Here is a 14057-nt window from a genome sequence, read left to right on the forward strand (position 1 = left end):
AATGGTTTCTAAGTTAGTCAAGCGTAATTTCCAATGCAAGTCCTCTGAGCTCATGTACAAGTACGTTGAAAGACTCAGGGATGTTAGCTTTTGGTAAATTCTCACCTTTTACGATGGCTTCATAAGCTTTTGCACGGCCTATAACATCATCAGACTTCACAGTCAAGATTTCTCTTAGTACATGAGAAGCACCAAATGCCTCAAGTGCCCAAACTTCCATTTCTCCAAAACGCTGTCCACCAAACTGGGCTTTACCACCCAATGGTTGTTGTGTAATTAGAGAGTATGGCCCGATTGATCTTGCGTGCATCTTATCATCTACAAGGTGACCAAGCTTAAGCATGTAAGAAATACCAACAGTGACAGGTTGGTCAAACATCTTGCCCGTAAGGCCATCAAATAGATAAGTTCTCCCGAATGATGGTAGACCAGCTTTGCCGAGTTCTTCCGCAACTTCTTCAGTAGTAGCACCGTCAAAGATCGGAGTCGCATAGGTTTTGCCTAAGATTCTTCCTGCCCAGGCAAGAACTGTTTCGTAAATCTGACCAATGTTCATCCTTGAAGGCACACCAAGAGGATTCAAGACAATATCCATAGGCTTTCCGTCAGCAAGGAAAGGCATGTCTTCATCCCTTACTATCCTAGCCACAATACCTTTGTTACCATGTCTACCTGCCATTTTATCTCCTACCTTCAACTTACGTTTCTTGGCAACATATACTTTGGCCATTTGAACGATACCAGCAGGTAATTCATCCCCTACTTCTAAAGTGAATTTATTCCTTTTGAAGATACCTGAAATTTCATTTCTGGTATTGGTATAATTTTTAACCAACTGCTGAACCAAAGAATTGGTGTGTTCGTCCTCAGTCCAATCATCCAAAAGGATGTCTGATATAAGGTTTACCTCTTCAGCTACATTGTAGTTGCTTTCGTCTCTATAAGGGTTCTTAGCAGGGAAGAGATTATTTTCAATGTTCTGATAATTGAATTTAACCCCTTTGCTAATTATCTCATCACCGAATTTATGACGAATACCTTTTGAAACTTTTTCCTCAAGAACAGTAACAAGCTTTTGGATCATCCTAGACCTTACACCAAGTAAATCTTTGCTGTATTGTTGCTTAAGTTTCTCTACATCAGCTTTCGCTTTTGCGCGGAGATCTTTGTCTTTTTTAGGTCTGGAGAATAGTTTAGTGTTGATAACTACACCATTCAAAGATGGAGAAGCTTTCAATGAAGCATCTTTGACATCACCAGCTTTGTCCCCAAATATCGCACGAAGCAATTTCTCTTCCGGAGTAGGATCAGTCTCACCCTTTGGTGTGATCTTACCTATAATTATATCTCCTTCTTTTAACTCAGAACCTACTCTAATGATACCATTCTCATCAAGATTCTTAACTGCATCTTCAGACACGTTAGGAATTTCAGAGGTAAGCTCTTCTTCTCCACGTTTGGTATCTCTCACTTCGAGTTGGAATTCTTCGATGTGTATGGAAGTAAATACATCTTCCCTTACTACTCGCTCAGAAATCACGATTGCATCTTCAAAGTTATACCCTTGCCATGGCATATAAGCCACAAGAAGGTTTTTACCCAATGCCAACTCACCATTATTGGTTGAATAACCTTCTACCAATACCTGACCTTTAACTACCTTTTGTCCTTGTAAAACAATCGGAGTTAGGTTAATTGTAGTGTCCTGGTTTGTTCTTCTGAATTTAATCAGTTTATAACTTTTGTACTCGTCACTGAAATTTACCAGCAATTCATCATCTGATAATTCATATTTGACGGTAATTTTTTCAGCATCTACATAGTCAATAACCCCATCGGCTTCAGCCAATATTAGTGACCTTGAATCTATGGCCGCTTTACCTTCCAGGCCAGTACCAACAATTGGTGCTTCAGCTTTAAGTAAAGGAACAGCCTGACGTTGCATGTTTGAACCCATTAGGGCACGGTTTGCATCATCATGTTCCAAGAAAGGAATTAGAGATGCCGCAACAGAAACAATTTGGTTTGGTGCCACGTCCATGTAGGAAATCTCCTTAGGCTCAAGAACAGGGAAATCACCTTCAAATCTGGCTTTTACTTTATCGTTAATAAAGACGCCTTTATCATCAAGTGGTGCATTTGCCTGGGCGATATTGTTATCATCCTCTTCTTCTGCGGTAAGGAACACAACATCTTCAGATTTCATACTCACCTTACCCTCGCTTACTTTTCTGTAAGGAGTCTCAAGGAATCCCATACCATTTACTTTGGCATGAACACAAAGAGAGGAAATCAGTCCAATATTAGGACCTTCCGGAGTTTCAATGGTACAAAGACGTCCATAATGCGTGTAGTGAACATCTCGTACTTCAAATCCTGCACGTTCTCTGGATAGTCCACCAGGTCCAAGAGCAGAAAGTCTTCTTTTATGGGTCAACTCCGCAAGTGGGTTGGTTTGATCCATAAATTGACTTAGTTGATTCGTTCCGAAGAAAGAGTTGATAACCGAAGAAAGCGTTCTTGCATTGATAAGGTCAACAGGTTTGAAATCCTCATTGTCCCTAACATTCATTCTTTCTCTGATGGTTCTAGCCATTCTGGCCAGACCAACTCCAAATTGGCTATAAAGTTGTTCTCCAACTGTTCTTACCCTTCTATTGCTCAAGTGGTCAATATCATCGACCACCGCTTTAGAGTTGATCAACCCAATAAGGTATTTAACGATAGAGATGATGTCCTGAGTAGTAAGAACAATTTTCTCAGAATCGATGTCCAATCCTAATTTTTTATTGATCCTGTACCTACCTACTTCACCTAGATCGTATCTTTTGTCTGAAAAGAATAGACCGTGTATAACTTCTCTAGCTGTCGCTTCATCAGGAGCTTCAGTATTTCTAAGCTGACGGTAAATTACCTCAACTGCTTCTTTTTCAGAGTTTGAGTTATCTTTTTGAAGCGTATTATAAATAATGGAATAATCAGCAATGTTGACATCCTCTCTATGAAGGATGACACTTTTTGCACCTGACTCCTGAATTAACTCAATGTCCTCATCGGTTAAGATGCTGTCTCTTTCCAATAATACTTCGTTTCTATCAATAGAAACTACCTCTCCTGTATCTTCATCAACAAAATCTTCTACCCAGGTACGGAGCACCCTAGCAGCAAGTTTTCTACCAATGATTTTTTTAAGATTGGATTTATTGGATTCTACTTCTTCTGAAAGGCCGAAAAGATCAAGAATTTGTTTGTCGGATCCATAACCTATAGCCCTCAATAGGGTAGTTACAGGAAATTTCTTTTTCCTATCAATATAAGCATACATTACATTATTGATATCCGTAGCAAATTCAATCCAAGAACCTTTGAAAGGTATAATCCTGGCTGAATAAAGCTTGGTACCATTTGTATGTTTACTTTGGGCAAAGAATACGCCAGGTGAACGGTGCAATTGAGAAACAATAACCCTTTCAGCACCATTGATTACGAAGGATCCTTTTTCCGTCATGTAAGGTAGATTTCCTAGGAAAACTTCCTGTTCGATGGTTTCAAAATCTTCGTTGTCCTCGTCAGAGCAAAGCAATCTTAATTTTGCTTTAAGCGGGACAGAATAAGTAAGACCACGGTCAATACTTTGTGAAACATTGTATTTAGGAGGATCTACGGTATAGTCGATAAATTCAAGGGTGAAATTTTCCCTAGAGTCACTGATGGGAAAATTTTCTGAGAAAACCTTGAAAAGACCATCCTGCCTTCTTTTCTCTGCAGGAGTATCCAACTGAAAGAAATCTTTAAAAGATTGCAGTTGAATATCTAAGAAATCCGGATAGTCTTTGACTACCTTAATGGATGAGAAACTTTTCCTTCCGGTTTGATTCTGGATAGCCAAGGCAGTATATAGTTTTAGTGAAAATTTTTATATTTATAATACAATACGCACTTAAAAAAATGCAATTGTTTCAATGTCCATAAACAGGAAAAGACCTGACTAAAAAGTCAGGTCTAATGCTGCTTAACCAATCCTAAGAGGAGTTGGCTATTCAATTCTATTTAAGCTCAACTTCAGCTCCAGCTTCTTCAAGTTGTTTTTTAAGGGCTTCAGCTTCTTCTTTGCTTACACCTTCTTTAACAGCTTTAGGAGCGCTATCAACTACTTCTTTCGCTTCTTTAAGTCCAAGACCTGTCAATTCTTTAACAAGTTTTACGACTGCTAATTTTTGTCCACCTGCAGCTTTCAAGACAACATCAAAAGAAGTTTGCTCTTCTTCAGCAGCACCCTCACCGGCTCCACCAGCAGCTACCACAGTAGCAGCAGCAGCAGCAGGTTCGATACCATAATCATCCTTCAAAATTGCGGCTAACTCATTTACCTCTTTTACAGTTAAGTTAACTAACTGCTCAGCGAATGCTTTAAGATCTGCCATTGTATTAAATATTTAAATTGATTGTTATTTACTAATTTGAATGTTTGTATTATGCTTCTTCTTTTTCGGCCAGTGTTTTCACCAGACCTGCAAGAATATTTTTTCCGCTTTGAAGCGCTGAAACCACGTTGGTAGCAGGAGATTGTAGTAGGGAGATTACCTCGCCTATCAATTCCTCTCTGGATTTCAATTTAGAAAGCGTTTCGAGATTTTCTTCTCCTAGAAACTGTGCACCTTCGATTGAAGCACCTTTAAACCAGGGCTTTTTATCTTTGGTAGCAACTTTCTTCCTATAATCTAAAATAACTTTAGCAGGAAGATTTCCAACTTCTGATGAGAACAAAATACCTGAAAAACCTTTTAAGGCATTCTCTGCGAATTCAGAATAATCTGTTTCGAGATTTTCCAAGGCTTTTTTGATAAGTGTATTTTTGTACACTTTATATTCCAAGCCTTTGTCGAAGCACATTTTTCTGAAACCATTTACCTGAGCTACACTAAATCCTGATGCATCGGCGATATAGAAATGCGGAGTAGATTTTAGCTTTTCGGTAAGTTCGTCAATTATGCTTTTTTTGTTTTCTCTAGTCATAATTTATAAACCTTGAATACTACTCTTATCAATAACGATACCCGAAGACATAGTGCTGGATAAATGAATACTTTTAAAATAAGTACCCTTAGCAGCGGATGGCTTCAATTTGGAAATGGTAAGAATTAATTCTTGCGCATTTTCCTGAATTTTTTCAGCAGAGAATGAGGCTTTGCCTACACTTGCATGGATAATACCAAACTTATCTACTTTAAAATCAATTTTACCAGCCTTTACTTCATTAACTGCTTTCCCTACATCCAGGGTTACAGTACCAGACTTAGGATTAGGCATTAGTCCACGAGGACCTAATACTCTACCTAGTCTACCTACTTTTGCCATTACATTGGGCGTAGTGATGATGACATCAATGTCAGTCCAACCACCCTCAATTTTTGTAATGAACTCATCCAATCCAACAAAATCAGCTCCTGCTTCTTTGGCTTCTGCTTCCTTGTCAGGACTACAAAGTACTAAAACCTTCACTTCTTTACCTATGCCATGAGGCAAGGCCACTACACCTCTAACCATTTGGTCAGCTTTTCGTGGATCTACACCTAAACGAATGTCTAGGTCTATAGAAGCGTCAAATTTAGTTGTTGTTATGTCCTTAACAATGCTAGAAGCCTCCGCCAAGGAATATTGTTGGCTAGGGTCGTATTTAGAAAGAGCTTCTTTTTTCTTTTTTGTTAACTTAGCCATATTTACGTATTATTCCTCCCAAGGAGCTTTTCCTGAAACAGTGATCCCCATACTTCTAGCTGTACCAGCTACCATTCTCATAGCAGAAGGTATTTCAAAAGCATTCAAATCGGGCATTTTCACTTCTGCAATTTCTTTTACCTGATCCCAAGATACTGAGCCTACTTTCTTCCTGTTTGGTTCTGCTGAACCACTTTTCAATTTTGCTGCTTCCAATAACATCACTGCTGCTGGAGGCGTCTTAACGACAAAATCAAAAGACTTGTCCGAATAAATCGTAACAAGGACCGGAAGAACTTGGCCCATTTTTTCCTGAGTTCTAGCATTAAATTGCTTACAGAACTCCATTATGTTCAACCCTTTTGAACCAAGGGCTGGACCAACTGGAGGAGATGGGTTAGCCTGGCCACCCTTTACCTGTAGTTTCAGATAACCAGAGATTTCTTTAGCCATTTCCTAATCTAGTTTTTCTACTTGAATAAAGTTTAATTCTACGGGAGTATTTCGTCCGAAAATCTTAACCATAACGTTAAGTTTTTTCTTATCTTCAAATACTTCCTCAATCATACCCGAGAAGCCACTAAAGGGACCGTCCATTACTTTAACGGTCTCTCCAACTATAAATGGTGTATCCAGTTTTTCTGCAAACTCATCAATCTCTTCAACACGTCCGAGGATCCTGTTGATTTCTGATTGACGTAATGGCTCAGGGGTTTTGGAAGCCCCCCCTTGGTTTGACCCTAAAAAACCGATTACTCCCGGTATACTTGTAATTACGTGATTGGCTTCTCCATGTCCGAGATCCGCATTGACCAAAACATAACCGGGAAAAAAATTTCTTTCCCTTACACGCTTTTTGCCATTACGCATTTCATATACTTTCTCAGACGGTATTAAGACCTCAGGAATAAAATCTTCAAGCTTTTGTCGGGCAATTTCATTGTCCAAATAAGTCTTTGCTTTTTTTTCCTGACCTGCCACTACCCTGAGCACGTACCAATTGTGATCTGCCATCCCGTTATTTAAAATTTTTAGAATAAATCATAAAACCATGTCATGATATTTTCGAAAGTCAAATCGATAAGTCCGATGACCAAAGCGAAAATTAATGAAGCCACCAATACCAAAACAGCACTGTTTTGAAGTGAAGAATATTTAGGCCATGTGACCTTGTTCCTCATTTCATCAATGGACTCAATTACAAAATTTTTAACATTCATCCTTGTAAAATTTGTTTTTCAAAAGCTCCTTTCACCCCTTTAAAGATTAATCAAACTCTTGATTATGTCATGTAAAGGATTAACTATTAAGCCTTAACCTCTTCATGGTTTTATCTTCCTTAGATTGCACGGGCGGAGAGATTCGAACTCCCATCAACGGTTTTGGAGACCGCTATTCTGCCATTGAACTACGCCCGTAGGTCTTACGATCCCCTATTAAGGAACGCAAAAGTAGTGAATCTATACATAAGAAACAAATGCGATCCCGAAAAATTCAAGATCGCATTTGTAATATGGTCTATTAATAAACGATTAGTCCAAAATTTCAGTAACCTGACCAGCACCTACAGTCCTACCACCTTCTCTGATAGCAAATCTTAGCCCTTTTTCCAAAGCAACTGGGTTGATCAATTCAACTTTTATAGTGATGTTATCACCTGGCATAACCATTTCAACGTTTTCAGGAAGAGTGATCTCGCCTGTAACATCAGTAGTTCTCAAATAAAACTGAGGTCTGTACCTGTTAAAGAAAGGAGTGTGTCTTCCACCTTCTTCTTTGGACAATACATAAACCTCTGCATTAAACAAGGAGTGAGGTTTTACAGAACCAGGCTTACAAATGATCATTCCTCTTTTGATCTGGCTCTTTTCAATTCCTCTAAGTAACAAACCAACGTTGTCACCAGCTTCTCCTCTATCTAGAATCTTACGGAACATCTCTACACCAGTAACGGTAGATTTAAGTCCTTCAGCTCCCATACCAATGATATCAACACCTTCACCTGAATTGACAACTCCTCTTTCAATTCTACCTGTTGCTACAGTACCTCTACCTGTGATAGAGAATACATCTTCAACTGGCATCAAGAAATCCTTGTCAATAGCTCTTTCTGGAAGCGGAATGTGATCATCCACAGCTTTCATCAATTCCATTACAGTATCTTCCCATTTGGCTTCACCGTTAAGCGCTCCAAGAGCAGAACCTGCAATTACAGGGATATTGTCTCCATCAAAATCATAGAATGAAAGAAGTTCTCTAACTTCCATCTCTACTAATTCAAGTAATTCGGGGTCATCCACCAAATCAACTTTGTTCATGAATACTACCAAAGATGGTACACCTACCTGACGGGCAAGAAGAATGTGCTCTCTAGTTTGAGGCATTGGACCATCAGTGGCTGCAACTACAAGAATTGCACCATCCATCTGAGCAGCACCAGTTACCATGTTTTTAACGTAGTCAGCGTGACCTGGACAATCAACGTGGGCATAATGTCTAGCCTCCGTTTGATATTCTACGTGTGAGGTATTAATTGTGATACCTCTTTCCTTTTCTTCCGGCGCGTTATCGATGGAAGCAAAGTCTCTTAATTCAGAAAGACCCTTTCTGGCCAACACAGTAGTAATGGCAGCAGTCAAAGTAGTCTTACCATGATCGACGTGACCAATCGTACCTATGTTTACGTGTGGTTTGGAACGGTCAAAGGTTGCTTTTGCCATGCGTGAAAATCCTCTGTTTAGTTAAAGATTAAATTTCGTTAAAATTGTTAAATGTTCAGAGCCAACGATGGGATTTGAACCCATGACCTCTTCCTTACCAAGGAAGCACTCTACCCCTGAGCTACGTCGGCTTTTTACATCCAGTTATGCTTTCAAAAAGCATAGAGCGGGAGACGAGGCTCGAACCCGCGACCTACAGCTTGGAAGGCTGTCGCTCTACCAACTGAGCTACTCCCGCTTATTAAATTGCTTTCCAATTTTTCAATTGGCTCACAAATTCTTTATTTAATATTTAGAATCCAAAAATTTCCAGCTTTATAACATAAAATTGTTCGTTGCTGGAATATTTCGATTCTTTCTCTTGCTATTTTCCAAAGATAACAAAAAATGGTGGGGGAAACAGGATTCGAACCTGTGAAGACATAAGTCAACGGATTTACAGTCCGTCCCAGTTGGCCGCTTTGGTATTCCCCCAAAAACTTGATAAAATGTTACTCCTGAAAACCTCTTTTGGATTTCTTTGTTGTCGTAACGGATGGCAAAATTATACCCTTTTGGCAAACATTCAAAATAATCTAAAAAAAAAAGTCAGGTTTTTTTCAAAAAGAAAAGTATCTCACTAATCATCAGCATTTTAATTATCATTTAAATATGGTGAAAGATAATACTCTTGGTACTCCCGAATCATTTCATCCTTTTCTCCCCCTTGAATCGACCTTACAAGCTCCAACACACCTGGCTCATCTATAAATCCAAAAAGAGACTGAAATGCTGCCAGCCTTACATAATTCAATTTATTGACCCTGGCAAGCTCCGCTAGGGAGGAAATCGCCTCCTCCGTAGGTACTCCTTCTACACTTGCGAAAAAATCTCCATAATACCCTAAAAAATAATACAGAGATTCCCCCTCCAAGTGTTCCAATTTCTCCTGCATCCATCCTGCTTGATCTTTGTTTTTTTGAACAGTTAAGTAATCTGCCAATGGGGCTAGGATCCGAATATTGCCTTCCTGCTTTAAGCGGTTAAATAACGCTTCCTTTCTCGTTTCATTCCCCTCCAAATCCATATACGCCGTTAAGGCAGCTCCCGAAACCTGGTAGGAAGGTGCATTGATTAACCTGTAAAACAATTGCTCATACTTTCCATTGTCAATTCCTGCCAATGCCTCGATGGCTGCTGCTCTCACTGCATTATTTGGATCTCCTTCGGCCATCTGAAGGACTTTTTCCTCCAATTGATGAATGGCGCCTGTGGTTGCTTCTAAGCGATTCATACGATGCAATGCCAATTCCCTTACCACATGAAAAGAATCCTCCAATGCAACCCGCATTGTCGGTAAAAAATCCAAGAACTCAATATAATTACTCGTTAGACTATCAAGGGCTTCCACTCTTGCCAGTCCTGATTGGGATCGAAAAAACTGTTTGGCCAGAAACTCACCACCTCTAGTTTGCTCTCTTACACTCAAAATTTCATAGTACTCATCAAAAAGAGCCAACTCCGTACCTGAGCCATTTTCTAAAGCAAATTGCTGGCGGGCCTGATCCATGGTATAGGTTTGCTCTATACGTGCTCCATCCTTGTAAAGGCTTACTTTAAATGGAATTTTAAAGATTGGAAACTTGGTAATATCTTGTTGTTGCTCAAGCGTCAATAGTATATTCTCAGGTTGAGAATAATCCCAAGTGATTTTCAATTCCGGATGTCCTGCAGAAAGAAACCATTGATTAAAAAACCAGTTCAAATCTTTTCCTGACACTTCTTCCAAGGCCAGCCTAAGTTGGTGCACCTCTACACTGTTAAAAGCATTTTGCTTTAAATAAAATCTAAGCCCTTCAAAAAACACATCATCCCCCAGGTACTTCCTTAGCATGTGCAACACCCTACCTCCTTTGGCGTAGGTATGACTATCAAACATGTCTTCACTTTCATCATGATAAAAACGAACTAAATTTAGCTGCTTTTCTTCCGCTTCCCCCATGTATTGCTCTATGGCGTTGAAATGGTGCATGTCTGCCTCATCCCTGCCTTCCTTATGCGCTAGCCACAAGTATTCAGCATAATCTGCAAAGCCCTCGTTCATGGTTAAATTAGCCCAAGACTCCGTTGTGACATAATTACCAAACCACTGGTGAAACAACTCATGAGCGATGATATAATCCCATTCACTGTCTAATGCTTCTCTTTCGTTCAAATTCAGGGCTTCCATAAATAGGGACAAAGTGGTGTTTTCCATGGCCCCAGAAACAAAATCCCTTACAACCACCTGGTCATATTTTTGCCAGGGAAATGGCATCTCAAGCAGGGAAGAGAAAAAGCGTATCATTTCAGGCGTATTTCCAAACACCAGTTTCGCTCCCTCTTTGTATTTTGGTTCTACAAAATAACGCAATGCTAAACCTCCAATGTTTTCTTCAATTGTAGCGAATTCACCTACGACCACTGCTGATAAATAAGGGGCATGCGGCAAATTCATTTGCCAATGGTCGGTTCTGGTACCATCAGCATTCTTCTGACTATTGACCATCTCTCCATTGCTAAGGCTCATGAATTGATCTGGTACGGTCAGGTAAAAATCATGTGTTTGCCGCTCATTAGGACTGTCTATAGTAGGAAACCACTTTGAACTATGTGTTGTTTCTCCTTGCGTCCAGATTTGCACAGGTTTGTCTTTAATTGCTCCATCTGAATTAATGAAGTACAATCCTTTGGTGTCTGTAATGGCCGCACTACCCTCCTTGCCTTCCTCCTCAGGAAAAGCGGTATAGACAATAGCGATTTGAAGGGTATCTGTCCTATCCACCGTTTCAGGCAAAAACAAAGTCAATTTTTCCCGGTTATAATTAAAGGTTAAGTGAATATCTTCTCCCCCCTTGAGCATACTGGTACTGTGCACATCAAAATCCTTGGCATCCAATACCAATGTTTGTTGCGCATAAATTAAGGGTTTTAAAGTCAATATGGCTTTTCCATTTACAGTTTGAGTAGCGTAATCAAAATTAACTTTAAGTGCTGTATGCAACAAATCCCAATCCCTGTCTTTGCTGGACTGGTATTCCCTAATCTTTGCCTCCTTCTCGTCAACAATCATTTTATGCGCTGTATTGACAGTTGTATTTGAAGTATCAATTGAAGTATCTTGAGAGATGTCCAGGGATGCGTTCCCAGGCGTGGATGTTTTGCATGAAATAAAGAAGAGCGATAGGGCAAGAAAACAACCTGTGATTCTAAATAGGTATGGCATTTATGATTTATTATTTGATGTTATAAATAAGGATTTACCAATTCCTTGCGACACTATAGCTATATACAAATAGGCCAGTAATTATTAGCAGCTTGTCAAATTTAAAGAAACGATTGAATCTAAACCAAACAAATCGTTTTATAATCTTTTCCTTCCTACTAATACCTTTGGCTAACGCTAAAACTCTAAAAGAAGTATCTCAAGAACAATACCAATAAAGCCATTGCTACATTTTGATATTTGCAGCCATATTATGTTAATATTATAAAATGCATCTCTCTTCAAATAGCACAGAACCAAGGGTATTGTTAGGACTGGTTCTAGGTGGCAACTACGGGCAGGCAGGCGCCATAAATTTTTATAGCAAAAAATCCATAAAAGTCGTTTCTTTCCATGCCGACTATATCAATAGGTTTGTGTTTGACCATCCCTATAAGCACCAAATAAGGGTTTCAACTTTTGATGAAGACGGTGACGAACTGGAAGAAACCGGTCCTTATTTTTTATTCGGAGAATTATCAGATTCCATCACAAATCCTTATGCAAGAGAATTCAAAACAATGATTTTCATTTTTAAAAACGCAAGAATCAATGTCAACGAGCGGATTAAATATGAAATTAAGGGTGTCAAAAATAAGGCCGTAACAGAAAATCATTTGCCAACTTCAAGGCTGAGCCAATATTAAATTTAAATCAAAGGACACTTTAAATATTCAAGATTTCAGCATTTTTGAGTACTTATTTGTGCCGAGATCGGAAGAATATGATTTTTGGAATTATTCTAAACAGCGTATAATTCAAGCTGCATTCCTTATCAAGACCAGCAATCAATTGTTGATACAAATTCTTTTAATCCACATTCTCAAAAAATTAGCCTTATTAACAACTAAGCTATTCAGAAGCCAAAACTTTAGAGAAAAGTACAAAAATCACAGGAATTGCACCATTTTTACCCTTAAGATTTAGTATTCTAAAAACAAGGATTTATATTTGTCGGGCTTATTGAGATCAAAAAATTTTTAATAGTCCTAATCAAGGCCTTTCACTAGTAAAACTGAAAATAATTCGGAAGATGAAATACAAACGAATACTCCTTAAGCTTAGCGGAGAAGCCCTGATGGGAGACAATAGCTATGGCATTGACTCCAAAAGACTCCAGGAATATGCTTCTCAAATTAAAAACGTTCACGACATGGGCGTTGAAATAGCCATTGTAATCGGTGGCGGAAATATATTTAGAGGTGTTCAGGCTGGAAAAGTAGGCATAGACAGGGTACAAGGTGACTATATGGGCATGTTGGCAACACTTATCAATGCCATGGCCCTTCAGAGTTCGCTAGAGCAAAACGGCATTTTTACGCGCTTAATGTCCGGTATTAAAGTAGAAAGTGTCTGCGAGCCATTTATAAGAAGAAGGGCGATACGCCACTTAGAAAAGGGTAGAGTTGTCATTTTTGGTGCCGGAATTGGTAATCCATACTTCACAACCGATTCCACAGCTAGTCTTAGAGCAATTGAGATTGAAGCAGAGGTAGTATTAAAAGGTACCCGAGTGGACGGTGTTTATACCGCAGATCCGGAAAAGGACCCTACTGCTACTAGATATTCCAACATTACTTTCCAAGAGGTTTACGAAAAAAACCTGAATGTAATGGACATGACAGCATTTACACTTTGTCAGGAAAACAATCTACCGATAATTGTTTTTGATATGAACAAAACGGATAATCTATTGGACCTGATCAACGGCAAAGAAGTCGGAACTTTGATTACATCTAAATAACTTAACTCATGGAAGAGATCCAGCTATACTTAGACGAAGCAAAATTGCTAATGGATAAATCAATTCAGCATACAGTAGCTGAATTGGTAAAAATCAGGGCAGGTAAAGCAATGCCTAATTTTCTTGATGGGATAATGGTTTCTTATTACGGAAACCCTACCCCCCTTCAGCAAGTAGCTTCAGTAACAACACCTGATGCAAGAACCCTGGCCATCAAACCATGGGAGCCAAAATTAATCCCAGAAATAGAAAAAGCCATCATCAATTCAGATCTTGGCTTAAACCCTCAAAACAATGGTGAAATGGTTTTATTAACCATCCCACCTCTTACAGAGGAAAGAAGGAAAAACTTGGTAAAGCAGGTGAAAAACGAATGCGAAAATGGCAAAATTAGCATAAGAACCATAAGAAAAGACACCAATGATGGCTTAAAAAAACTCCTCAAAGAGGGCGCTCCTGAAGATGAGGTTAAAAGAGCAGAGGACGTCGTTCAAAAAATGACTGACAACCACTCTACAAAAATTGATGAACTTTTCAGTAAAAAAGAAGTAGAGATTATGAAAGTCTAAAGCTTTCAAAGTCAAATATATAA

At 39.0% G+C, this 14057-nt stretch carries 12 protein-coding genes and 4 tRNA genes; 3 read left to right on the forward strand and 13 right to left on the reverse strand.

Going from position 1 to position 14057, the window contains the following annotated elements:
• Nucleotides 1-13: 13 nt before the first annotated feature.
• The 13 genes from rpoB to AAC073_RS09615 form a co-directional block, all read right to left on the reverse strand.
• Nucleotides 14-3889, reverse strand: a complete 3876-nt coding sequence (gene rpoB, locus AAC073_RS09555; protein WP_339923611.1) for a DNA-directed RNA polymerase subunit beta — start codon at nucleotides 3887-3889, stop codon at nucleotides 14-16.
• Nucleotides 3890-4046: 157 nt separating this feature from the next.
• Nucleotides 4047-4424, reverse strand: a complete 378-nt coding sequence (gene rplL / locus AAC073_RS09560; RefSeq protein WP_020888655.1) for a 50S ribosomal protein L7/L12 — start codon at nucleotides 4422-4424, stop codon at nucleotides 4047-4049.
• Nucleotides 4425-4473: 49 nt separating this feature from the next.
• Nucleotides 4474-5016 (reverse strand): 50S ribosomal protein L10, encoded by a 543-nt coding sequence (rplJ, locus tag AAC073_RS09565; RefSeq protein ID WP_339923612.1) that lies wholly within the window; start codon nucleotides 5014-5016, stop codon nucleotides 4474-4476.
• A 3-nt stretch (nucleotides 5017-5019) separates the two neighbouring features.
• Complete coding sequence (gene rplA / locus AAC073_RS09570) at nucleotides 5020-5718, reverse strand: 50S ribosomal protein L1 (RefSeq protein ID WP_339923613.1); 699 nt, start codon at nucleotides 5716-5718, stop codon at nucleotides 5020-5022.
• Nucleotides 5719-5727: 9 nt separating this feature from the next.
• The gene (gene rplK / locus AAC073_RS09575; protein ID WP_048642214.1) at nucleotides 5728-6171 is read right to left on the reverse strand and encodes a 50S ribosomal protein L11; all 444 of its coding nucleotides are present in this window, start codon (nucleotides 6169-6171) and stop codon (nucleotides 5728-5730) included.
• A 3-nt stretch (nucleotides 6172-6174) separates the two neighbouring features.
• Nucleotides 6175-6732, reverse strand: coding sequence for a transcription termination/antitermination protein NusG (nusG, locus tag AAC073_RS09580; protein ID WP_020888659.1), 558 nt, complete (start codon nucleotides 6730-6732; stop codon nucleotides 6175-6177).
• A 17-nt stretch (nucleotides 6733-6749) separates the two neighbouring features.
• On the reverse strand, nucleotides 6750-6938 hold the full coding sequence (secE, locus tag AAC073_RS09585) for a preprotein translocase subunit SecE (protein ID WP_020888660.1): 189 nt from the start codon (nucleotides 6936-6938) through the stop codon (nucleotides 6750-6752).
• Nucleotides 6939-7065: 127 nt separating this feature from the next.
• A tRNA-Trp gene (locus AAC073_RS09590) sits at nucleotides 7066-7136 on the reverse strand.
• A gap of 114 nt (nucleotides 7137-7250) precedes the next feature.
• A complete protein-coding gene (gene tuf, locus AAC073_RS09595) occupies nucleotides 7251-8438 on the reverse strand; it encodes an elongation factor Tu (RefSeq protein WP_339923614.1) in 1188 nt (395 codons plus the stop codon).
• Nucleotides 8439-8497: 59 nt separating this feature from the next.
• Nucleotides 8498-8569 (reverse strand) — tRNA-Thr (locus tag AAC073_RS09600).
• 34 nt (nucleotides 8570-8603) lie between these two features.
• A tRNA-Gly gene (locus AAC073_RS09605) sits at nucleotides 8604-8676 on the reverse strand.
• A gap of 150 nt (nucleotides 8677-8826) precedes the next feature.
• Nucleotides 8827-8912: transfer RNA gene (locus tag AAC073_RS09610), tRNA-Tyr, on the reverse strand.
• A 160-nt stretch (nucleotides 8913-9072) separates the two neighbouring features.
• A complete protein-coding gene (locus AAC073_RS09615; protein WP_339923615.1) occupies nucleotides 9073-11682 on the reverse strand; it encodes a M1 family metallopeptidase in 2610 nt (869 codons plus the stop codon).
• Between the two features lie 269 nt (nucleotides 11683-11951).
• On the opposite strand from AAC073_RS09615, the gene AAC073_RS09620 reads away from it, so the two are divergent.
• The 3 genes from AAC073_RS09620 to frr all read left to right on the forward strand — a co-directional run bounded on the left by AAC073_RS09620 (nucleotide 11952) and on the right by frr (nucleotide 14034).
• Complete coding sequence (locus tag AAC073_RS09620) at nucleotides 11952-12368, forward strand: hypothetical protein (protein ID WP_339923616.1); 417 nt, start codon at nucleotides 11952-11954, stop codon at nucleotides 12366-12368.
• Between the two features lie 386 nt (nucleotides 12369-12754).
• Nucleotides 12755-13465: a UMP kinase gene (gene pyrH, locus AAC073_RS09625; protein WP_339923617.1), complete on the forward strand. Its 711-nt coding sequence runs from the start codon at nucleotides 12755-12757 to the stop codon at nucleotides 13463-13465.
• Between the two features lie 8 nt (nucleotides 13466-13473).
• Nucleotides 13474-14034 (forward strand): ribosome recycling factor, encoded by a 561-nt coding sequence (gene frr, locus AAC073_RS09630; protein WP_339923618.1) that lies wholly within the window; start codon nucleotides 13474-13476, stop codon nucleotides 14032-14034.
• The last annotated feature ends 23 nt before the right edge of the window (nucleotides 14035-14057 follow it).

The sequence above is a fragment of the uncultured Cyclobacterium sp. genome, from assembly GCF_963977555.1.
Classification (GTDB): domain Bacteria; phylum Bacteroidota; class Bacteroidia; order Cytophagales; family Cyclobacteriaceae; genus Cyclobacterium.